This is a genomic window from Pantoea sp. Lij88, from assembly GCF_030062155.1.
In the GTDB taxonomy this organism is placed as follows: domain Bacteria; phylum Pseudomonadota; class Gammaproteobacteria; order Enterobacterales; family Enterobacteriaceae; genus Pantoea.
The window spans coordinates 1,197,528-1,220,412 of sequence record NZ_CP118269.1 but is presented as its reverse complement, the minus strand read 5'-3'; the positions used below and the strand labels follow the sequence as shown (position 1 = coordinate 1,220,412).

Annotated in this window: 20 protein-coding genes and 1 pseudogene; 3 read left to right on the top strand and 18 right to left on the bottom strand. The window is 46.8% G+C overall.

Annotation, left to right across the window (positions count from 1 at the left end):
- Nucleotides 1-105: 105 nt before the first annotated feature.
- Nucleotides 106-924 carry a DUF4225 domain-containing protein gene (locus tag PU624_RS09585; protein WP_283547430.1) on the top strand — a complete coding sequence of 273 codons (819 nt, stop codon included), beginning with the start codon at nt 106-108 and terminating at the stop codon, nt 922-924.
- Here PU624_RS09585 and PU624_RS09580 read toward each other — a convergent pair.
- The 8 genes from PU624_RS09580 to PU624_RS09545 all read right to left on the bottom strand — a co-directional run bounded on the left by PU624_RS09580 (nt 921) and on the right by PU624_RS09545 (nt 7,646).
- Nucleotides 921-1,244, bottom strand: a complete 324-nt coding sequence (locus PU624_RS09580; RefSeq protein ID WP_283547429.1) for a hypothetical protein — start codon at nt 1,242-1,244, stop codon at nt 921-923. The genes PU624_RS09585 and PU624_RS09580 overlap by 4 nt on opposite strands.
- Before the next feature lie 154 nt (nt 1,245-1,398).
- Nucleotides 1,399-1,806 carry a hypothetical protein gene (locus PU624_RS09575; protein WP_283547428.1) on the bottom strand — a complete coding sequence of 136 codons (408 nt, stop codon included), beginning with the start codon at nt 1,804-1,806 and terminating at the stop codon, nt 1,399-1,401.
- A gap of 73 nt (nt 1,807-1,879) precedes the next feature.
- Entirely contained in the window at nt 1,880-2,305 is a 426-nt protein-coding gene (locus tag PU624_RS09570) for a hypothetical protein (RefSeq protein WP_283547427.1), read from the bottom strand.
- Nucleotides 2,306-3,937 carry a DNA-binding protein gene (locus tag PU624_RS09565; protein WP_283547426.1) on the bottom strand — a complete coding sequence of 544 codons (1,632 nt, stop codon included), beginning with the start codon at nt 3,935-3,937 and terminating at the stop codon, nt 2,306-2,308.
- Nucleotides 3,934-5,247: a site-specific integrase gene (locus PU624_RS09560; protein ID WP_283547425.1), complete on the bottom strand. Its 1,314-nt coding sequence runs from the start codon at nt 5,245-5,247 to the stop codon at nt 3,934-3,936. The genes PU624_RS09565 and PU624_RS09560 overlap by 4 nt, the downstream gene beginning before the upstream one ends.
- The gene (locus PU624_RS09555; RefSeq protein WP_283547424.1) at nt 5,234-6,454 is read right to left on the bottom strand and encodes a tyrosine-type recombinase/integrase; all 1,221 of its coding nucleotides are present in this window, start codon (nt 6,452-6,454) and stop codon (nt 5,234-5,236) included. Before PU624_RS09555 ends, PU624_RS09560 begins: the two co-directional genes overlap by 14 nt.
- 327 nt (nt 6,455-6,781) lie before the next feature.
- Nucleotides 6,782-7,393: a hypothetical protein gene (locus PU624_RS09550; protein WP_283547423.1), complete on the bottom strand. Its 612-nt coding sequence runs from the start codon at nt 7,391-7,393 to the stop codon at nt 6,782-6,784.
- Nucleotides 7,394-7,433: 40 nt separating this feature from the next.
- Nucleotides 7,434-7,646 (bottom strand): helix-turn-helix transcriptional regulator, encoded by a 213-nt coding sequence (locus PU624_RS09545; protein WP_116197327.1) that lies wholly within the window; start codon nt 7,644-7,646, stop codon nt 7,434-7,436.
- A 406-nt stretch (nt 7,647-8,052) separates the two neighbouring features.
- On the opposite strand from PU624_RS09545, the gene PU624_RS09540 reads away from it, so the two are divergent.
- Nucleotides 8,053-8,475 carry a hypothetical protein gene (locus PU624_RS09540; protein WP_283547422.1) on the top strand — a complete coding sequence of 141 codons (423 nt, stop codon included), beginning with the start codon at nt 8,053-8,055 and terminating at the stop codon, nt 8,473-8,475.
- Nucleotides 8,475-9,308 carry a toll/interleukin-1 receptor domain-containing protein gene (locus PU624_RS09535; RefSeq protein WP_283547421.1) on the top strand — a complete coding sequence of 278 codons (834 nt, stop codon included), beginning with the start codon at nt 8,475-8,477 and terminating at the stop codon, nt 9,306-9,308. The genes PU624_RS09540 and PU624_RS09535 overlap by 1 nt, the downstream gene beginning before the upstream one ends.
- A gap of 193 nt (nt 9,309-9,501) precedes the next feature.
- Here PU624_RS09535 and PU624_RS09530 read toward each other — a convergent pair whose 3' ends face one another.
- From PU624_RS09530 to PU624_RS09485, 10 genes and pseudogenes are all read right to left on the bottom strand, one after another.
- On the bottom strand, nt 9,502-10,311 hold the full coding sequence (locus PU624_RS09530) for a DUF6387 family protein (RefSeq protein ID WP_283547420.1): 810 nt from the start codon (nt 10,309-10,311) through the stop codon (nt 9,502-9,504).
- Between the two features lie 335 nt (nt 10,312-10,646).
- Nucleotides 10,647-12,023, bottom strand: coding sequence for a VasL domain-containing protein (locus tag PU624_RS09525; protein WP_283547419.1), 1,377 nt, complete (start codon nt 12,021-12,023; stop codon nt 10,647-10,649).
- A gap of 14 nt (nt 12,024-12,037) precedes the next feature.
- Nucleotides 12,038-12,295 (bottom strand): annotated as a pseudogene (locus tag PU624_RS09520) (GIY-YIG nuclease family protein); the annotation flags it as partial.
- A gap of 621 nt (nt 12,296-12,916) precedes the next feature.
- Nucleotides 12,917-13,360 carry a type VI secretion system baseplate subunit TssE gene (tssE, locus tag PU624_RS09515; RefSeq protein WP_502921579.1) on the bottom strand — a complete coding sequence of 148 codons (444 nt, stop codon included), beginning with the start codon at nt 13,358-13,360 and terminating at the stop codon, nt 12,917-12,919.
- A gap of 1 nt (nt 13,361) precedes the next feature.
- Nucleotides 13,362-13,898 carry a type VI secretion system lipoprotein TssJ gene (tssJ, locus tag PU624_RS09510; RefSeq protein ID WP_283547418.1) on the bottom strand — a complete coding sequence of 179 codons (537 nt, stop codon included), beginning with the start codon at nt 13,896-13,898 and terminating at the stop codon, nt 13,362-13,364.
- Nucleotides 13,879-14,982, bottom strand: coding sequence for a type VI secretion system baseplate subunit TssG (gene tssG / locus PU624_RS09505; RefSeq protein WP_283547417.1), 1,104 nt, complete (start codon nt 14,980-14,982; stop codon nt 13,879-13,881). The genes tssJ and tssG overlap by 20 nt, the downstream gene beginning before the upstream one ends.
- On the bottom strand, nt 14,937-16,700 hold the full coding sequence (gene tssF / locus PU624_RS09500) for a type VI secretion system baseplate subunit TssF (RefSeq protein WP_283547416.1): 1,764 nt from the start codon (nt 16,698-16,700) through the stop codon (nt 14,937-14,939). The genes tssG and tssF overlap by 46 nt, the downstream gene beginning before the upstream one ends.
- Nucleotides 16,701-16,720: 20 nt before the next feature.
- A complete protein-coding gene (gene tssA, locus PU624_RS09495; RefSeq protein ID WP_283547415.1) occupies nt 16,721-18,316 on the bottom strand; it encodes a type VI secretion system protein TssA in 1,596 nt (531 codons plus the stop codon).
- The gene (locus PU624_RS09490; protein ID WP_283547414.1) at nt 18,316-21,735 is read right to left on the bottom strand and encodes an ImcF-related family protein; all 3,420 of its coding nucleotides are present in this window, start codon (nt 21,733-21,735) and stop codon (nt 18,316-18,318) included. The genes tssA and PU624_RS09490 overlap by 1 nt, the downstream gene beginning before the upstream one ends.
- Nucleotides 21,722-22,882 carry a KPHS_23130 family T6SS system protein gene (locus PU624_RS09485; RefSeq protein ID WP_283547413.1) on the bottom strand — a complete coding sequence of 387 codons (1,161 nt, stop codon included), beginning with the start codon at nt 22,880-22,882 and terminating at the stop codon, nt 21,722-21,724. Before PU624_RS09485 ends, PU624_RS09490 begins: the two co-directional genes overlap by 14 nt.
- Between the last annotated feature and the right edge of the window lie 3 nt (nt 22,883-22,885).

Here is a 22,885-nt window from a genome sequence, read left to right as displayed (position 1 = left end):
AAAGGGTTTTTCTTGCTTTATTATGATAATGAAAAATTTCTTATCATATGAGGAAGTTAGGTTTAAATTTTGCAGTGCTGATACTCATATCTTTAAGGATGCTGTATGGATAACTATTGGGACAGGAACAGGCAATTAAACTACTTTCTGAGCATGGCAAGTCTTGAAGCTAATCACTTAGTTAATGTTGCTACATCCCTCTCCCAGTTCCATCTCAAGGATGCGCTTGTCCGTGTAAAGTTTCAGGATGAAATAAGAGAGTTCTCCCGCTTGCAGATCCAGACCATTCGCACTTCTACCTCGGATGATAAGTGTCAGGATTGCATCCAAAATCTTAAGCAAGAAGCCCAAAACTTAAAGATTCAGGACCGGATGCTCAGAACAGGAGAAGCCCTAGTATCGTCTTCTGTGAAGTTTTACCATGACCATGAAAAGGTCATTGGCTATGTCATCGACGGAATAGGAGTTGTTCTTGGGACTGTTCAGTTAGCGGCTGGTGTAGGCTTGTTTGCTGGATCGCTGTTCAGTGGCAATGTTATCGGTGTTGTTGCTGGTTCTGCAATGATTGCTAATGGTGCAGGCTCAATGGTGGAAAGCATAGACAAGCTAAGAGGAGTTTCGAACCCTTCCAATCCGGTGATTGAAGCTTATGAGGATGTAGCTGAGTTTTTTGGGTTTGATAAACGCTTGGGTCTGCTTGCATACCAAGTGGTTGATCTTACTACATCTTACTACGGAATTTTCAAATTAACTTTGAAACCCGAGGCTTGGAGAATATTCAAGTATCTCCCTACTGATTACTATCGCCAAGTGCAGATGATGAGCAAACAAGACTTGTCTATAAAAGGTGCAACAGCAATCTGGAAAGGTAGCGCTATAGGTGTGAACCTCTATCAGATGAACCACAATAAAAATGGAAACTAACTTTTGCTCTTACCTGCAAACCTGTGTGCTTTCCAAGCAAGATTCATTGGTATGACAAAGTAAACGATTATGGCGCCGATGATAAGGACGATTGCATAAGAAATCAGGCTTTCTTTATGCCCTTTCGATATACCATAAATGAAAACTGATAAAATTATGAGCATGGAAATTATACCGGCCCAAAAGCGCTTGCTCAGCTCCTGAATGAGAGACTGAAGTGTATCTGATTTGTTCTCATCTCGGGTAAGAATTTCATTAAGCTTGCGGATATCCTTCGCCGAGAATCCATTCTGGAGGAGTTTTTTCTCAAAATCATTCATTTCATCACCCTGAAACGCCATAAGATAAAAAAAAATATATCATACATCAAAGCTGAGATGCCATATGATCCATTCGCAGAACACTCGCCCTAAGTTAAGTGTAAAGGTCATATGGCATAGTTATTGTATCGCCATACTGAATAAAAAGTATATCCTAAACTCTTTTCTTCATTTTGAAACCATCCACTTTAAGCTCTGGTGAAGGCGTAAAGCTCTGTTTTTGAGTAGCAAATATTCTTTCAACTTCATACTCATTCCAGATAATGTATTCAATAATAAACTTGTAGAAATACAGCACTCGTTCGAGACTGACTGTTGAAGGTATTGTATAGAAGTTTGGACTGAGCAAAGCCGAACTCAAAACTGCAATAATGTTGCTTGGCCCCTTCAGATAGGGATTCTGATATTCTTGCTGATACTTCAAGAAGTATCCTACACAGAACAGATAGGCATCTTTTACGATTTTTTCTTTATTACAGTCTGATTCATCGTATCTAAGAATGAAGCGATTGAGGAGTATCAAAAATTTCTGATCTGGCAAATATCTGTTTAATTTATTCATAGTAGCATCCTTGCTGTTGTGAATGTCATCCTGACACTTAAAGAAATATCATAATATTTAATCATGTCAATAGTTAAAACCTATCAACTTCCATTTGAATATCTTTTTTAGGCAAAGGACGATTAAGCTCTTCGGCTGTCATTTGTTTTAAATGAGAATTATATAGCCATATCTTAAACTGCTCTAAATATTTGTTATTCAATGCTATCAAGGCTTCGTTTTCAGTTTCGAGTCTTTTTATTCTCTGACAAGCAATTTTTAAATTAGCAGGTTTAACCGCACATGTTTCTTTCACACCAGACTTGAGAAGCTTCTTTTTTGAATTAAAACAATCCGCAATTTTAACATGACCACTTAAAGATTGCCTTGAAGGTCTCTTCCCAATAATCTTTATCAACTCGTCACATAAAGCCTCCCAGGTCAGCTTCTCATCGTCATTCCAGGTATTAATAACTTTCATTATCAACTTTTCATCATAACCAGTAATATGTTTAGCCATTTACTCTCCTTTTATTATTTTGGTTTGAAATTCATACCATTTGTCAGCATTAACATTCCCATCATTTTTATCAAAATTGGTTTTTTCAAGAATTTTAGTGTGTATCCTGCTTAGTTGGCAATCATCCGTTCCAGAGTCTTGTAAGGGATAATAATTACAAGGCTTAAAAACATATGAGTGCTTGCAGTAGCCATGCTTAGTGACGAGCACAGCTCCATCATTCAATAAATCGAAATCAGTTATGTCCATAACAGCTATTTCTTTATTCCTATGACTATTACCGGCTCCAATTGAAGTTTTATCTTTCATTAGTTTGATCATTTGTAAGTGTGATCGGTGGTCATAGGAAACATTTTGTGAGACCAACTTCCTTCCAGACCATCTGGCTATGCTAAACTCGTCCATACCGCTGATCTGGGAAAAAGTATTTAGTAAATGTCTCAACTGATGCGTTCTTAGCGAATATGGGCTACCGTCATCGTTAATATAACCGTGTCTTTTAAACAAGTTTGTAGTGCCTTTGATACTTGCAAAGGCATCAATATCACATCTAAAAAACTGAGCAGTGGGTCTGAACAAAGGTGCCAAATGTTTGTTTATTTTTTGACATAGTTGCCCTTCAAATAACAGACATAAAGCATTCGAATATTTGATTTTCTTTTCTTCATCATACCAGGGAAAATTTTGAGGCTTTTTAGTAAAGAGTTCATGTCTGTATGACTCAGGGACCTTCCCTTCCATCGTTTTTGCAACAAACCTTGGATGGGTGGACAACTTTCTCAACCGGGCTATGGCCTTTTTAGCTACAGGGACCATTACTGTAGGAATCCATTTAATGTCTCCCGCATACCCCTTCGCTGAAAAAAACCTTAAACCGTATCGTTCTATGCCGTTCTCATCATGCTCTGTAATCTCACAATCCGCAGCAAGACTTAAAATTTCCGAGATTCGTCCTGGTGCACACATCAGCAGTGCAAGAACAGAAGTTATGAAAATGTCCCTCACAGACAGTTGGCTTTCATCTTTTGAGAAAATCTCCGCAATGGCTATGACGGACTTTATATCTGGTAATTTTGAGTGCCCTTCCAGCGAAGGTTCATAACCTTGCCAACTTTGAGTTATTTTATGCCTTAACGGATTTACCCAAAAAAAGTATGATGAGATTGTCATTCTGTTTTCACTCAAAAATGAACATAGTTTCTCAAGTTCCTTACCAATTCCAACTGCTTGTAATTTTGTATATTTAGCCGTTGCTACTCTTACACACTCATCAAAAATGTTATTATTACACTTGACTACATTAGCTTCACCGTATGATTTCAATAACACAAATTCAACGATCTTCAACATTGCCAAAGCATTCTGGTTTAACTTTGACTTGTTAAACGAGTGAATATGAAACATATAAGCCTTAGCAAAATCAATGAAGCTATCATCTAATCTATCTTTGCTATTTCGATTATTTTTCATGTCAAATTTGTTGAATCTGTAACATCCCTTCCATATATTGTTTTCCCATGCACTGGCTAACTTAGAGTTGAAAACATTACCCTTGCAAAATTTAATAAAATCCTCAACATTTAAATTTGGGTTGTTAGCATTGATTGGCTCAAATAAAATCACGTTGGTCATTTAGAACTCCATGCTCTAAAGTTTTTGCAGGTAAAACACTCTATGTGTTCGTGTTTACAATCTATGAATCCAAAAGAATTTAAAACATATTCTGTAAAGAGCTTCTTGTTCTGTGTGCTATCGCTACCCTGAAATATCTTCGATAGAGGTTCAAAAAATGAATGAAGTTTCATATCGATATCGTGAACATTATCTGGGCTATTTTTTACGTATATCCCTGATGAGTTAATAGATTTATGGTCTAAAGCTTTAGCGATCACTTCAACTGAGGCTCCTTCCTTTGCTAAACGAGATCCAAGGGTATACCTAAATCGTCTGGCATTCAGACTTATAGGATTTTGGGTTCTTGAGGACTGGATATTAAATTTAGTGGTGATTTTATTTAATTCTTTAGATATAAATGAATTCTTCATATGTAAAAAATCAGTTGCCATGATGGTTTCTAAACTTTGACCAGACTGAATTGATACGGGTTTTTTGTAGTCCATGAATATAGGTAATTCATTTTTTATATGACCAATACTCTGCCCAACACCATCTTCAATATGTTTTTTATTCATATCAATCAAGGTTGTTAGTTTCTCATAAAGGCAGTCATCGATACTTACCAAGCTAAACTCACTTCTAAAGTCCTTCCTTTGTTTTACTTTCGGTATGTTTAGAAAGCAACCTTCTCCCGTTCTGATGAGATCTTTTTCTTTTAAGGATGTTAACTGTAATGGCCTCCTTCCCGTTGTTGCTAAAAGAATGACATAGCAATAAAGATAAATGGGAATTTTATCTTCTTTCAACAAGTTGCTGATACTCTCAAGAACGATTTGCAGTTCTTCTCCAGTTAGCGGTCCACTATTTGGATCTCTTCGTTTGACGGCTTCTCCTGTCAAATTAGTTTTAACTTTTATTTTTTCCAGCATTGTTAAAGCTGAGGTTTCAACTCCTACATAACCGAGCTTTTTCCACTTCGTTAGAAACTTCTTTATAGAGTTTAGTTTGTAGTTTTTCTCAGGGCCTAAATTAACATTAAATTGATAAACCGCATTTGCATCTATCGTCTTAAGGTCTATCATCCCTAACCATTGACTAAAAATCTGGTTTATGTTTTTTGTGTAACCTGCACTGTATTCAGCCGAAAAGTAAGCCAAGGTAGTAAGGTAACCAATACGCATTGACTTTGGCATTTTGTCGGCAATCTTATGTGGGAAAATACAAGTCTCTTTATCTAATTGCCATTTGATATCAGAAAGCTTGAAGCTATACTCCTGCATCGTTGCAAAAATCAGATTCTCATTTCTTAGATTACATGTTTCCATTATATTGACCCTCAGTTATCTTTTTCAAAGATTCATAAACTCTTCCAATAACTTCTTTTTCTTTTTCTGATATATGTTTGAAATTATAGTTTTCAGACATTTTAGAGTCTTTTGACCACCCCATGAGATAGCATCTCAATCCTGATTTACGACTGATTTCCAAATTTGAACCATCAATTTCATTTGAATAGAAATAGTTCCATGAATGCCTCAATCTATGCCCCGATAAATTCTTTAATTCCGGGCTTGCTTTTTTAATGGTTGAAATTATTTTCTCATATGCTGAAACAGATAATGGTTCTCCTGCCGTTTTTCCTGCGCTGTGAGTTACAAACAGGAAGTCATGTTTTTTCTTTTTAGTGATTTTACTTCTACAAGTTTGTATGTAATCGAAGATCTCCATCACTAACTCGTCTGATAATGGGATTATCCTTTCGCCAGTTTTAACTAATGGTTGATTCAGCCTCCGGTCTTCAATGCAGTCATGTCTTCTGAAGATACTCAGTGTGTTATTTATAAGATTTAGATCATTTACTTTAAGATTTAGTAATTCACCTGCTCTCAACCCACAATTCAGTAGCAAGGTAAAAATGAGCCTGTTCCTTCCCTGAACCTCCTTCTGAAAGGGGTTTTGGCTCCCTTCGACTTCCAACAGCTTAAACAGAGTTTTTATTTGTTCTTCATTCAATGATTTGTCTTTTCTGTCGTTCATGCTGTGTGATTTATTTCGTGGGAGATGTGCTCTCAAATTTTCTATGAAAGTATCGATTTCATATCTGGCATGGATTCCCTTCATAGAATGAATCAATCCGCACAACCATTTTAGGTAATTTGAAAAAACGAGTATTCTGTAACTAAAAGTTCTTGTAGCAATCTGCTTTCCTTTTAGTAATCTTACATTCGTAATTTTTTGTTGATCGAATCTTTGCTTTGCATACCGTATCAGGTCATCTACTTCGGCTACACTTAGGAACCGCTTGCTTTCAATCCTATCAATGATTTTAATGTCCATGCTTTTCATAAAATTGCTAAGGATAAGTAGATTCGTTGCGACTACCTCCATCGTTGATGCAGTCGCACTTCTGTTCCTGACATTAGTTGTGAGATAAAGGTTCTGATAGTAAACTGGTAGCAGTGTTTCTTTGTTGAGAATCAAGCAGCCTCTTTCTCCATTACTCATGACAAATTTTTTTATTTTGAACGACATTATAATAACCCTCCGAAAACTTTACATTTAGTTATCACTACGGCTTATCATTATTTTATCGATTTAAACTTTGCAATTTTATTTTGTTATTTTTGTGTTTATTTATAATCCATTTAGATACTTAAAAAAATTTCTTTCACGTGAAAGAAACCAGTACGGCTAGTTAGAGGTAGTCATACCCGATTCAAGAAGAAAAACCAATAAAGCCTTATTGCATAAGTAATACAGCGCCGCCAAAAACTAATTTGGAAAGTATTCTGTTAAGTTTTTATGTTTTTTGATGTTAAAACTTTACATTTTTTAAATCATGAGATTTTAAATAAATATTCATCTTGCCGCTCTCCCATAGTAAATATCTTCCACCTGATTCCAGTATTCCTCTTGAATAGCTTTAGCTTTACTGCGGAGTTCATCTCCCATATGAATTATCAATGATCCTCTTTCCAACATGTCACATAGCAAAATTTTACTTATATCTTCAGTGCTTAGCTTGAGAAGATTAATGTCATCTGTCATAAATGAATCTTCATCTGGGAGAAGACATGGCATTGTTTTCACATAATGGTCCAGCATCCCTTTTGGCACACTTAAGCTACTGAGCAATACATGATCTTCGCCTTTTTCAGTCTTTTCTACAGCGATATTAATTTCATTCTGTGTGATTTTCTTTGATAACCCTCTGAGTAACTCATTACATTTGACCACTGACATTATGGTTTCATAGATATAGTTTCGACTATCTTCATTTAACTCAGGTAAAAATTGGAATGGATTGTATTCACTATCTTCGAGGTAATAGCTCAAACATGCCACAGATTTTATACTCAATGCATCAACAGGTAATAACCTGATAGCTTCAGCATTAAAAATCTTATCAAAGCTTTTTTGACTCACCAGCCTTGAAAGATTCCCAATATTTAGGAATTCTTTGATTTCCATATTGTCCCCACATTGTCGATGTTGTTCGTCTGGAGCCTAACTATGAAGCTGTTCTCGAATTGCTAATGGTGTCAGAAATCCACTCATCGACTTCAATCTCAATGAAAGCTACTGACCTTGCGCCCAGTTTGATAGGTTTAGGGAATTTATTTTCAGAAATCAATCGGTAAATCCATGCTTTCTTGTAACCTGTTTTATGCATGACTTCTGGTAAGCGGATGAGTCGTGTGGTTTGTTTAATAGATGTGTTCATGATTGTATCTCCTCGTCTTGTCGATGAGTTGATACTAAGTAGACGGGAAAAGGCTTTGAAGGGATTTGGTGGACATTTTTTTTTATCTGAAATTTCTTAGCATACTTTATAGGTTAATAAAATTTTTCGCGGAGACTCTTGACAAGAGAAAAAACCTTTTGATTAACAATTTAGCATTCCTAGTGCATAACTATCGCTTTCGCTACTCCGACAGCCCCTTGAAAAACTAATTTTATAAACAAAAATTATGGATTTTAACTGCTATCAATGCCAAACTATTACTTAGAATCTATTAATATTGAAAAAAATCATAGGGATAGAGTGATAATATGTTTTCATATTCTTAACTATTAACACATAAGTTAATTAACCTCTTTAGGCCACAACACGTTTAACGGAGTCTATTATGTCTGAAACATCTTTAATTGCAGCTTTAGGGTATTTACAGGAAATAATAAAAAGAATGGCAGCAAATTCCCTTTTTCTAAAAGGGTGGAGCATGTCTTTAACTGGTGTGATTTTAGCTGTTTCAAAAAAAGAATCTGGTAATGACTATCTCACTCAGTTATGGTTATTAATTATTTTTCTAAATATACTCTTCAGTATTTTAGATGCTTACTACCTCAAGCAAGAAAGACTATTTCGTAACGAGTACAATAACAAAGTAAGTGGAATTTCAGATTTAAACGTAAAACAAAATCTTACAATCATATCTACTGAAAACGTCAACGCCAACATGTTAAATGCTTACATTTCAATAAGCGTATTACCTTTTTACAGCTCACTAATTATCTTTAGTTACTTGATAGCAAGAGGATGTTTACAATAATGTTAAATTGTTATGATATTGAAGTTGAAAACTACCAGATTGAAAACGAAGAGTTAATATATGAGACAGATGGCATTGAACTCAAACTTAAGGAAATAATAACCACACAGGCGATTGACGGTAAAGAAGTAGCAATTATAGATCACAAGGAGTTTTTGGAAAATTGGTTTCCAGATACAGGGTGCCATATTTTCATTTCTCATAGTCACAAAGATGAAAAGAAAGCTATCTATATAGCTAACAGATTGTATGAAAAGTATGGAATTAAAAGTTTTATTGATTCAAAATTCTGGGGATTTGTTGATAAAGCTATTAGTGACATTAATCATTTGCACAGTAAGTGTGATGATAATTCAAACTATCTTGACTATAAAAGAAGCATGAGGGTAGCAAGTAACTTTTATATAGTGTTAATTAATGCTCTAACTGATGGTATTTTCAAAAGTGATAGCTGTTGGTTCTTAAACACTCAGAATTCACTTAATGCAAGTAATAATGATAGTGATGGGACTTACTCACCCTGGTTATACACTGAGATGAATTTCACATCTACAGTAATAAGAACTCCTCATCCACATCGACCAAAAGTAACTCAAGAGAGCTTTGATCATGGCCTTGAGGATATGATTAAATCATCCAGTAGGGATTTTGCTTTCAAATTCTCGCCTAATAAATCACACATGCAAAAGGTTCAAAATGACAAATTGCTTAAAGTGATCTCTAACACAGAAAACATAAATGAAAATTTGGATATCGATAAAAGCAAACCTTTCCAAAACTTAGATGCTATTTATAATTTTTTTAGCCCCTCCCTACACACAATAAACGGATAGTTTATTTAATCAAATCAGACTAAAAGGCAAATTAGATAGTGAATAAATTTGCCTTCCATTTATAAAACCTCGTTAAAACTATAATTTAGCACATCCTAACCATCTCCAGTAAGATTAATAAATTAAACCACACCTTATATTTTATAATGACAAAATCAAAAAACCGCCTTTTTTTATCAAATAATTTACCCTATTACAATGTTCTCAGCTGAGCTATTTTACTCTCCATTAGATGCCGATTCTTGTTGATGAAACTCTCAATATTATTACAGGTCTCACCTGACAATGCTTTTTCAGCTATTGGACGATCTGTGTCCTTTAGTTGCTCATCTCCTCTAACTTCATCTGTGAGCTTAGGATAAAGCACTCTGGAAAGGATGGTGTTTGAAAGAGAGACATCATTTAACTTAGCCCACATGAGTAGATCAATCATTGGAAGGATACGGTAGTCAACCAACTTTAGAATCTTTCCCAGACCGAAAGCCTCTTGCTTCCTGCCCTTGATTCCATACTCTTTCCTCCACACAGGAAGTAGCGCACGAAGCGAGCCTATGATTTCTTCATCTGATGAGCTTTCGAGGTCAAAGTAGGTGTATACACGGCTTTCATTGGTTCCCAGAAAAACGGTTCTCATACTTTGAGTGAGTGGCTGCTCTTTAACCTCTTTCTTAAGTTGATCAGTTCCTTTGACAAACGATTCCTGAGAGAACATCCCAAGAGATCTTTTGAGTGCTTCAACATGATTGAAGGTGATTTGTCGTATGTGAGTTTGGCTTTCCGTCAGATGAGTGTTGCTATCAAACGTTTTACTGATTAAAGGCTTACCTGCAAGGATCTGGTCAAAATAAACATCCCCTTCTCCAAAAAACTCAATTGAATCGAGGATGTTCTTTCTGACCTGTAACTCCTTATGTAAACCTTTCAAAGTGCAAGACTCAACATCAACATAGTTGTCGTAGTTAAACCAAGCCTGTAGCTCTTTGTAGATCTGAACCGTATCCATACCGAGGCCTTACATTTGTGTTTTTATAGCTCAATGTAGAAGTCAGCTCATCATCACCTTGAACCAGCTCTTCAATCAACAAGCTGTGAAACAGTAACAACGGCTGATAAAATTGAGTATAATTAAGACGCTTTTTTAAGTGTCTCACAACAGTTTTTAAGGTTATTTTTGAGTGTTGGTATTTATGATGGTATAAAAAGTTTAACTTCAATTAAATACTTTAAAATCAGCAACTTAAACACCAGTTCGATTTCTGCAGGGGACACCAGATACACCTCTCCTGACATCGACCAGATTCACCAGACCCCCTAATAATCACTTTTTTAGCACCGCTTTTACTCTGATGCATTCTGTTTTATTTCAGCATAGCGGACAGCCAGTTGTTTCAGATGCATCTCCAGTTGAGACCTGGCAGCGGCTGGTAACGGAATTCCAGCAGCATTTTCTGACAGTACACGCAGTTGCTCTTCAGCTGGTATGGACTGGTTAAAAGACTGTCGGATAGAAAATATAACGGACTTCAGTTCGCTGACCGTCATGTATTTGCCCTTCTGCTCATCAAGCCCGTTCAGGCGATCACTTAGTTTTTGTAACGTTGTCATTCCCTGAAACCAGCCATTGAGTTGTTTTGTCGGTAATGCGGAAGAATTAATTTGTTGCTGCCACTTTTGTATTAAAGGCTTAGCCTGCTCCGGCCACAACGCCTGAGCCTGTTCGATGAGTTTTCTGCTGTATGCAATATTCCAGTCAGGAGGCAATTTATCCAGTCGGGCAAGCTGTTGTTGTGTTTGTGCTATCCCTGTTTGTGATGACAGAGATTGCTGACGCAATATATCCAGCTCTTCAGGAGAGAGAGGTTCAGGCAACGGTGCCAGTGAAGCAGCAAGCTGAGTCTGTAGCGGGTCAGGCCGGAGAAGAGAGTGCCAGCCCCATATTGTTGCTAAACTTACCACCAGCATGGTACACATCCCGGCGACGAAGGATTTCCACTTTTTTACCGGGGCAGGCATAGCTGCCAGCACGTCTATGTTTGGCTGCTGTTCCGGTTGCGCGACATACACCCACTTAACTGCACTGTCTGGCGAATCAGCAGGACTACCCGTAATGCCCCTCGTGGTGGTGGCTGCATCCTTCATCACGGTGGCAGGCAACACGATACCCGGCTGAATATTCGACCCGGTGCTGGTTATGCCATCACTGTTTTCCAGCCGGACGGCACTGTTATACATCAGGGTACGCAACGTATCGAGATGACTGAGATGTTTTAGCTCCAGCCGCTGCAATACCTCTCCCAGACCTGTAAGCCGTTGCTCCGCCCGATACAACTGGGTAAGGTCGCTGTAATTCAGCGGAAGCGAGCGCATCCGTTGCTGCAGGCGATGACTCAGACTGCTGAGGATTTCCATGCGGGCATGGACTGCCTGAGGCCACAACGCCCCCCACTGATGACTTATCAGAGCCTCCAGTATCGTCAGCCCTTCATTGAGTCCGAATAAGCCAGCCAGTTGTGTACGCGCAAGCGTATACCAGGCCGTCGTCTGTAACTCCACACCGTTCTGTTCAAACAGTGAGAGGCAAAGTTTCTCAACATAATGCCAGTTCACATCCGGGCGAGCCGGATGGGTCAGCTTACTCAGTTCATCACGCAGGGCGGTATAATCCGGTAGCGTGCGCGGGTCACCACCGGTTTTTAAGGTTTTATGCAGAGTCATCCGGTTGCTCCTGCCAGGTCCGACGCGGCCTGTCCGGGTTCCGCTGTTTTCTTCCGGAATCCCCGGTAAATGAATCCCCGCGTTATCAATGCAACAGCTATCAGTAAGCCAAAGAACAGACCGACGATTCCGGCCGGATTCGAGGCAGATTCAATAAATCGCTCATTAAGGTTAATTAATGCGCTTACCGCAACATAAATTCCCCAGACAATAACGCCAACAATAACCAGGATAATACCCGCCGCATTGTCATCTTTTTTTCTCCGTGCCATGTTTTATTTATTCCCTTTCTTCTTTTAATCCTGATTATTTAATCTGAATAACGGGCAAGAGGATTAATACTGCTTCCCTGAGCAAATCGGTAATAGGGTGTATCCGGGCTTGCTGGCCATATATAGAGAAGCACATCCAGGTTGCCGGGGTGGCGTAGTGACCGGTTCGTCGTTTTCTGTAACGCTTTGCCTTTTCTGTTTAATTGCCGTAGTTATCTTTTCCGTCTGCGTTTTTCGGCTGGAAGTGGAAGACTTTAACTGATTGCTGACTTCTGAAGATGAAGAACCCTATCCGGAACAGAATCGTTCAGACTGACTCAGACTCCCCCATACAAAAATACCGGTATAAATTTTACGCATCGGTCGTGGTAACGCAGAACGGTACCGGCAATATCAAAAGTCCCGCTCTCCACCAGCCGGTCTGTGACGGATATTGTGAACGGTTCCACGGTCAGTGCAGTCCCTCCAGCCACGTGTCCATCTGCTCCTGAAGCTGCCCCATTCACAGGCGAAACTCTGCAATATCAGCCTGAGTCTTGCTGACAGATGAAGCCGTAGCAGACTGGCTGGTCTGCAATTTTTCGAGAAACCGTGATTTTACTGACATGCTTTTATCTGGCCTTACAGACGGGTTGTGGTCTCGATATACTGCTGCTGCTTCAGATGCTTCAGCAGGACCCGTCCCTCGGGCATAAACTCAGTGCCATAGCGCACCAGGCCAATACCCCTGAGCTCAGCATCAATGGCATAGCGCAACTCGCCGGGGATATGCTGTTCGAGCAGGATGACGTTGATATTTTTCAGGCGCGGCTCATATTTGAGCAACACGTCGGAGAACGTCTTCAGCAACTGATGCGCGCTACCCGGCATGCCCTGCAATATTTTGGTCATATCGGGTAGGCCATAGTCCGGCAGATGCGCCAGCGTGCCGGCACGGCAGTTGAGGATGCGCTGCATGTTGTCGAGCACCGATAAAATCACCTGGTTCTGCTCGCTTACCTGGTGGAGATCGAGACCTCCGGTAAAGTTGCCGTAGAGCGTTTCATATAATGAAGGACGCGACATCTCATTGATCCTTAATCGGCATCAGCGTTAACCGGTTATCACCTGCCTCTATGACGCGAGCTTTATCCGGATCGAGATCATCACGACTCAGCACCAGGCGCCAGGTGTTGTTTGCCTGGTCCGGTGACATAAACATCCCGGCCACTGCCACATATTGGGCGCTTTCCTCCATCGACATATCGACCGTTACCGCCCCGCCCGGCTGCAGGCGAATATCTCTCTCCGCCACCAGATCTGCTTTAATCGCCTGGCTGTCAGCCTTAAACAGTGACGGATAGTCGGTGCTGTCGAAGGTCTTACGGTCTTTAAGCTGATAAATACGCACCACCGTGGACAATGCCACGCCGCCGGCATTGCTGTTGACGGCCTCGCGGGCGCGAATATCCAGATGCAGGGTCTTTATCTGCTTAAAAAAAATCGATTTGGTCACGGCAACGGTGCCGTCTGTCACTTTTTGCGTCAGACCACAGCCCGCCAGTATCAGTGTGATACCGGCGGCCAGCGCAATCTGAGGAAATTTACCAGCGATAATCGCCATCTTCATCGGTCTCCCTGTGGTGAATATTTTCCTGTACCCGCTCATAGCGGCCCAGACTGATGGTTATAGTTTTGGGGTGCGTGACTGTGTTCGCCGCATTCAACGGCCGCATCACGGCGGTGCGGCCCAGTTGCACTGCACCCGCTTTGGGTTGAGTGCTCATGGTCGCGTCCGGCAGCAGGCTGCGGTCAACACACAACTGCAGGCGGACATCGAGCCGTGACCCAAGGTACACATGCAGCAACGCCATTAAATCCGTGTGAAGCTCCCCGCCCGGTAGCCAGCCCTGTACTTCAGCCGGGGCCCTGGTCGTCAGGCGCATCAGCACCTGGCTGTTCACGTCGGAGGCATAGCTGCCCATCACCGGACGGTTTGTCAGCGTGACGGACTGGCTGACGCTCATGGTCAGGGGCTTCTTCAGCGGCACACGGCGCTTATCGTGGTGCCAGATTTTTACCTGCGTATTGGGTGCCAGCAGGCGCACCAGCGAGGCCATGCCTTCTGCGGTACGCCCCGGCAGCAACATGACCGGCAGCAGCGCCAGAAAGCGCGAAGCCGGGGCGGCGATGCTGTCCGTGCAGCCGTCAATACCAAGGCCTGCCAGGCCCAGCAGATACTGCGAGATGTTGTCCTTACCGCCGGCTTCGAAGCTCGCCGGATAAGAGTATTTGCGCCATATGCGGTAGTACTGGGCAATCAGCCGGTGGTTGAAGATATCGAGGAAATCCGCCGTGGCGTCATAGCCTTCGCGGTGCTGGGTGATGTCATCGATATAGTGCGTCGGCAGCGGGGACTCCACGCCGTAAAGTCCCATAAAGGTGATGCGCACCGTCGGCGGCAGATGCGAATGCTCAGACTGCTCAATCTCTTTGATTTCAGATGCCGGAAAGCCCATCCCCGGATGTGGCCGAAAACGCACCGGTTCATGACGTACCTGCCAGGTACTGCCGGTGACCGGTTTATCCGGCTGGCTCTGCTCCAGCAACTGGCAGAAGCGGTAAAAGTTGATATACGGCAGCCGGTCACCCAGCTGTGTTATCAGCCGGGCAGGCGTGGACTGTGATTCTCTTTCCACCGGATGCATTTTCCTTCTGGCTGAATAATGAGGGTGAGCTGGTTGAACTGGTTCATGTCCGCATACAGCGCAAAGAAGCGGTTGAGCATTTCACCGAACAGGTGAATATCGCCCTCGCCGGTGAAGCCGTTGCTGTCGAGGGTCACTTCGATATCCAGCCCCCGCAGCAGGTAGCCCTGCTCAAAACGTTGCAGGCGGTGGTGCTCCACCTGCTGAATCGCCTCCAGACGCCGGGTGTTCAGCTCATCTTCCTGCCAGTTATAGAGTGCCAGAGTCCCGCGCAGCACTTCAGCGGAGCTCATCATGTTCAGGAATCCGGAACCCAGATGACTCAGTACCCGCCAGTGGAAACGGTCTTCCGCTGGCGGATAAACCGGCAGCGTCGGTTTGCAGAGGTTGCGTACTGAAAGCGGTGTACTGACCACCTGTTCACAGCGGTCCAGCAGCGTGCTCTGCAGCGCACGACGCGGCAACTGGCCGTTAGTGCCGGTGATTTGCAGCGACACGGCTTCACGCTCAAATAAACGGTCATCTTCCCACTGGTGGCCCCCCAGAATCAGCCAGGTGTCATACAGCCCGGTGACACCGCGCTTTACACGAGTATGGTAATAGCGAGGAGGTGCGTGACGGCGCATCATCCCGCCCTTGTGGCGGAAACTGCTGAACGGCACGTATTCGGCATCACTGGTGCGGTTTGAGCCGGTGACCGAATCAACGGCATAAATCTCGGTGTGTCCGTCGTGCAGTCGCTTAGGACGCAGCAGGTACTCGCTTTCAAGCCCGGTAATAGTGAGCGGGTCGGCTTCCAGCGTGAACAGGTTAATCACCGGCACACAGTGCAGACGAACCGCGTCATCGGTAACCGGCAGGTCTGATGCCCACGGCGTGCTGAACACGACTTCGATGTCGAAGTACTCTGCCCCGGCAGGCGGTCTGATATCGTCCAGGCCATTGAGGTGGACAAACATAAACTTGTCGCGGAAGGTGAAATACTCCAGCAGCAGCTGGTAACCACTGAAGGCGGTATCGCCCTTCGGCCACAGCCCGTCTACCTCCGCAAATCCTCCTGGCGAGAAGTAGCCGTCAAGGCGAATACGGTCGATTTGCCCGGGCAGACGCATATACAGAGCAGCCTGCCGTCTGGTCAGCATCAGGTGCAGCTGGCTGCTGACGGATACATCCGCCCCGAGATAGAGGCTCAGGTGGCTGAGGTCAGCATGAGACCAGTCCGCCTGGGTGCTGCAGGCAAAACGCATCCGCAGCATCGAGCGCCCGTCAGGCTCAGTAGTCATGGCCACCCCTGAGATATTCAGCGGGTTGAGCATCACATCCTGCGTGGTACGGTAGCGGCAGACCGTGTTTTTCGGCCCCACCGGGCGGGAGTAGACTTCCAGACCCGCGGGCATCACTTCCGCCATCTTCACGGCCTGAAGCGCGGGCTCGAACACCACTACCGAGAGAGACGGAATGGTACGCAGGTAGTGTGGCCAGAGCATGCTGACCAGCCCTTCAGTCAGTTCCGGCAGGTCGTCGTCAATCTTCTCCCGAAGCCGTCCCATTGAGAAGGCAAACCCTTCAAGCAGGCGTTCAACATAGGGATCGGGTGTACCGGCCTTATCCAGATCGAGCATCGCTGCGCGATCGGGATGGGTTTGTGCGAACTCTTTCGCGGCTTCGCGCAGGTAGCGCATTTCCGCGTCGAAATAACGCAGGGTCAAATCTTCCATTTCTTTCTGTTCCTGTGGATTTAACCGCAAAGCACGGCGGCACGGGCAGGATCGACAGCGATCAGTCCGGCAAGTAACTGGTCCATTACCGGTGTAAGACGGGCCTTATCAGCCTCGCTGCGACCAGCTTTCAGGCGCAGGAGTTTCAGATGGCGGGCCTGAACCTCAAACAGCAGTTCAGGCTCCCAGTTGCTGAGGGTCACTTCTCTGGCACGCTCACCCAGTTCGGCAAACAGGTGCGCCGCCAGCTCATTTTTGCCGTACTGCTCGGCAATGCGCCCCATCAGCAGACGCAGCAGCCACTTCTGACGAGCGGTGGTCATACCCGGCCGGGTCTGTAACCAGCTCAGCGCGGCATCCGGACCTTCACTGTCCGCCAGCGCCAACGCTTCCGGCTCCAGCACCAGAATGTCATCGTTACCGGCGGTGATCGGAGCGGCTGGCGTGTCATTAGCCCAACCGCCGACGGTGTCCAGCACGCTCTGCTGGATCCAGTTCAGCGTCACTTCATCCGCAAACGGCGTGCCGTCACTGAACGCCAGCGTTTCGAGACCCGACAAGCGAGACAACAGTCCTTTCAGATCAGCCGCGACAATGTCGGCCAGCGTCTCCTGGCCGGATTTCATCAGTGCCTGGTGGATATACCACTGCAAATCCAGCCACAGGTGATTGGCACCGCGGGAAAATGTGCTGTCGGCCGTTTCCAGCATTTCAGCCCAGTTCTGTTGCAGGTAGAGGCGTTTGAGTAACGCACGTTGATCCGCCTTTGGCGGCTCGATGCGTGTACGCCCCTGCGCATCCGGGGCCGGGATGGCCCGCAGGGTGTCGTGACGCAGGCTCTTCATCAGATGATGTGCTGACAGCCAGCCGTCCGGCTGCTCGCGCAGGTATCCGGTGAGGGTGCGGGCCTGGGCCAGCAAATCCTGACCGGACGTGATCCGCCCGATGGCCGGGGCATCGTTGTGACTGGCAGACGAGGGTGATTCGCTGCTACTGGCGTTCTGCGGTACCACCGCATCCACGCCCCCCGCTTTCTGCAGACGACTTTCCAGCGCGCCGTAAAGCGCATTAAGTTCAGGACGGGTTTCATCCGGCTCATTCTCAATAAGATGTGATATCAGCAGCAGCGCACCGGTGGTTCGCATCGCATCGTTCCTGACCACTTCCGGGTAGAGGGAAAGCGAGTCGGTCATTCGTGATCCTGCCAGCCATTCCAGGGCCGCCTTACGGCTGCGGTCACGTTGTGGATGCAGCTGCGTATCAAAGCGTTCCAGCAGGCCGGCCAGCAGTTCGAGTCCCTCTGCCAGCCCCTGCTCACCTTCGCGGTGCAGCTTCGCCCAGCAATAGTAGGTCGCTACACGGATATCTTTGGCGGTCGTGGTCAACAGCTTCTCTGCCAGCCGGCAGATGAGTTCGGTATCCGCGCCGGAAAGTTTGTTGACTTCCTCGCGCATCTGCTGGAAGTCATCGTCATAACCGGGGTCTTCGCCAACGGGCGATGAATCGGGCAGCGGCTGCAACCAGCTGTCCCACTGCGCCATACGCTCACGGGTGGCAGCAAGCAGAGGTGCCTGTTCTGTCTGGCAGGCACTAAGTAAGGCATTGAGCTTGCTCATCAGTACACCTCCCCGTCGTCACTGGCTGTATCGGCTGCCGGGTCTGACGGTGCAACACCGGTGGTGCTGAAGATGGTCTCCGGCAGACGGAAATTGCGCAGTTTCAGTAGCGCAAGCGGACCCTCACCCGCTTCGGTACGCAGGGTGTAATTGAGCAAGCGGCCGTCCGGGGCTTTCCAGCTCAGTCTGTAACTGCTGCCCACCCCCGGGTAAGCACTGACCGCCACCTTATCGAGCAGGCGAATCCAGCCCCAGGCCCCCGGAATATCGGCGTACTGACGGGTGCCTGCCTGCGTACTTATCCAGCTTAAGCTGGCACCCGGCGCTTCCGTGTCTGCAGGCCAGGTAAAGCTCTTCCACGCCGGCAGCTGGTTCACATAGGTCAGCTTCTGGCTGTCGATAATCATGTCAGTCTGCATTACGCCTGCGGCCGTACCCGGTCGCAGTTCGAAGTTCAGCCCGGCATTACCTTCGATGAACGCAACATCCGAGATATGGCCCAGCGTGTTGATGGCATCAAGGAACGCGGGGTTAAAGACCAGTCCCTGCGAGTTGATACTGTCCGGTACCCAGTGGTTGCCCTCTTTATGCAGCACGCCTTTGAGGCGGGTCTGCAGGAACTGAGCGATACGCCCGGCATCCGCGTTGAGGTATTTGGCCAGCAGCGGCAGGGAGACATCGCTACCAGAGTTGTTAAAAGGATAACGCCCACCAAAGGCACTGTTCCACTCAGCCACCACCGCCTGCTGCCACTGGGCATTGAGGCTGTCGGCTGCCGGGGTCAGCACTTGCTGCCAGGCCTGCTCCATCGGGTTCACAAACACCGTCCGGCCAAAGCCGCTCCACTCCTGACCGAGCCCTGCGGCAATCAGACTGCCGTAGTCGCGGGTTTCCGTGAGGTCCACGGCCTTGCCCTGGAATACCGTCTGAGCAATGGTCTGGGTCATGGCCTGCGGATCGGCAGCATTGGTCACCTGCTGCAGACGCAGACGCACCTGCGTCACCCGGGTCAGGTACGACTGCAGGCTCAACTCCTGTGCACCCGTACGGTTCCTGTCCATCAGCGTCAGCACCGGACCGAAGGTTGCATCCAGCGGACCGTGAACGCCGGCACTCTGGTCAATGGCATCCTTGTTGTCACCCCCGAGCAGGTTTTTCGCCGATTTCACAAGGGAGTCTGAAATCGCCTCCCCGGTCTGTCCGGTACGCCCTTGTACGTTCAGGGTATTCATCAGCGCCACTAGCGGTGACTGGCGCACGTCGGCCATCAGGGTCAGCTGGTCAATGGAATCCGACAGCGTGGTGGCCTGGTTCCAGCGCAGGCTGTTGAGGAACGCCAGCCAGGCGCTGCTAAAATCGGCGAAGTAACGCTCCGTCAGGCGTTTTTTCAGCGCTTCTGGCGAGGTCTCGTCCTGTTTATTCACCTGACGCTTGCTATCCGTGAGTACCCAGTCGAGCTCGTCCCGGCGGGCCTTCACCACCTTCTCGATGGCGGGCTGAACGGCCTGCTCCCAGGCCTGACGGGTAAACATGCCTGGTACAATTTCGGTGGTGCTGAACAGGCGGGATGCATCGGTATCACCGGTCATGTCTTCAAGGCGCATATCGGCGTAAAGATGTGCCACCTGGGAGAGCATCTTCTGATAGAGGGTCGATTCACTGTTACGTACGCCTATCAGGCGAACCAGCAGGGAACGCGCCTGGCTGACCATGTTTTCATCAGCACGGAGTTTCCACTCAGGATGCGCAACCAGCTGCGCGCCATAGAACGACAGCAGTGACGGAGCCATGCTCTGCCAGACGCCATCTTTCACACCGTCACGCTTCGGCCAGTTGTGCAGCAGCGCCGAACTGAACCAGGCGGCGTCCATGTGTTCCGGACGGGCCAGCATCAGGTAGAGCCTGAGCTGGGCATAGGTGGTTTTTGCCATCTGCTCACGCAACAGACTGCCCGGCGGCAGCGCATTAAAGGCACTGAGCTGCTTCTGCAGGTGGTCTGCGGCCGCATCCCGCAGCAGCGGCAGCGCGCTCTCCTGATAGCGTGGCCAGAGTGCCGCCAGCAGCGCATTGTTCTGACTCAGCCCGGCTTGTTCGTACCACGGCACACCATGCTCAGAACGGTACTGCAGACGGGCCAGCGTTTTCTGCAGTTCAGACAGCGCGTGCAGGCGCTGCTCCAGCGGCTGATTATGCCGGGCGGCAAGTGCGGCCTGGGCATTCGCGCCGTTAACCTGGCTGCGGTTGGCGACATACGCGATGCCCATCCACGCAGCCCAGCCCACCATCGCCACAGCGATAACCGACGCAAACACTTTACGCCAGGGAATGCCCGGCTTGCGTGGACGCAGTCCGGCAGGCAGCGCCCGGACAGACTCAGGCAGGACATCCCAGCGCCTGTCCATGCCCCAGTGGTGCGGCACGGCACGTTCGGCACCGGCAGAGGGCTGACTGAACACCACCCCGGCCAGCGGCAGCGGGCGGTACGGATTGAGCATCAGCGACAGCGGCGCGGTCACGCTTTGTGGCTCACGAATGAGCTGGTGAGCCAGCATCAGCAGGAAGTTATGTTTCACTTCACCACAGGTCTGCTGCAGGCCCTGTGAAGTCAAATCCGGCGTCAGGGCGGAGAGTTGCTCTGCCAGCCCTTCGGTACGACAGCCGGCAGGTAACAGACAGCCGGTCGCCTGCGTAATGCGCCCTTCCGGCTTACCGGCGCGCGGGTGCAGGGACCAGACATACAGCGGGAGTTTCCAGCCAAGCGTTTCCATACGCGCGCTGATGGCGTGAGACAGGGAATCCATGGTGCTTTCAGACGGTACCGGGAGCGGCTGTTCCAGCCCGGGTGCTGAGAGCTGATCAAGGGCTGAAGTGACCCACACCAGACCATCCACCGGACGGCGGCGCAGTTTTCGCAGCGCGGTCAGCCAGGCACTGTCTGCTGGCGTATTAAGGTCACCGCCCCACAGCAACAATGTGCCGCGATCTTCCTGCCAGAGCTGAACTGTAAGACCTGGGGTCAGCTGCTCCACCTCAGCGACTTTGCCGGTTATCAGCAGGATGCGTGTTTTACGGCCCCAGCGTCGACCGTAGAGGTTATGCATGGCGTCACGGATGGTGTCGACGGTAACGTTACGGGGGGCAGTCTGCTCAACACGCCCCTCATCGACGGGCAGAACACATTGACGCTTTGCCTGAAAACGTGACCACTGCTGTTTAATCGAGAGGCTAATAGTTTTGCCATGGCGGACAAGCAGCAGAAGGATTATCACCGCCACAAATATCAGAAACTTAAGGCCATGACTGGTCAGTCCGAACACATCACCCTTTTTCCAGATAACCAAAGCTACCGCAACTGTAATCAACGCGGTAATACTGATTCGTCCCCAGTTGCCTCGCCACACTGAGTTATCCTTTGCCATTCATCCGATTCCCTGTCGTTACGGTATTTACAAATCGCTGCTCTTTGTCACCCGAAAGCATCAGGCAGTTTTCTTTTGTGAGCACGGCTATATCACTGACGACGGCGGCCATAATCCACGGTGAGAAGGGACCGCTGAGTCCGGCATATTTCTCTAACCAGTGGCACTGCTGGGGTTTCCAGCTGCCTTCATATTTTTTTGCACTGGCCAGAAGAGTGGAAAAATCATCCCCCCACTCCATGCTGTCGCCCACAATTGCACACGCAGCAATAGCCTGTGACTGGGTCGAGAAAAAGGTATTGAGCTCTTCACTCAATATTTGGGTTGATTCAAGCGACATAGGCCGAAGCAGGCGGGCAGGATGGTTAAGCTGATATTTTGTTGCCACATCATCAGAGGTCAGCATTAAAGCCGAGAGCGAATCACTGTACTCATTTCTTCCCTGAGTCTGGTGAACCAACAGAAGCTCAACATCCAGAATCGGGGATTTAAGACGTTCGCCCACCCAGTCTAAGGTTCGGTCTTTAAGAATCGTCAGTAACGGTAAGGGAAACGCCTGTCCAACTAACTGGAGCCAGCAAGTTGAAAATTCTCTCTGCAATGTCTCATCAGAATCGTGTGAATCAGTCAGTAAGGTTGCGTGGAAAGGGAGGTCAGATAAGCGCTGTACTTCTGATATGTCCAGACCCCCAATCAATGCTGAAAAAGCATCGTCACCAGCAGGAAGCGTTATTCGCCGGCAAAGAGAGCCACCCTGCTCGAGATCTTTAGGAGCCTTAAGAAAGGTGGATGGCGTCAACTCATCAGGCAGGATAACCCGGCTATACAGGACCGCCAGATAACGTCCTGCCCAGGAACCCCATTGCTGCTGTGCATAATCTGCTTCATCAGATTCAAACAGGTGACGATCCATTACGTGGTTATACATCCAGCCGCGAATACAAATCGTCACGAACCAGATAAAAAGAGGGCTTCCGGCAACAATCCAGAGATTAAATTTTTGCAATTTACCCAGAAACTGATTGGCGTGGAGAACAAAGAGCAGAACTCCGGCAATAAAAGCAATAAGGCCTGCAATCAACCACAAAATCAGAGAAGGCTCTTGTGGCTCTGCAGTAATTGTGGCTTTCTGACGCTCCCAGCTCATAAC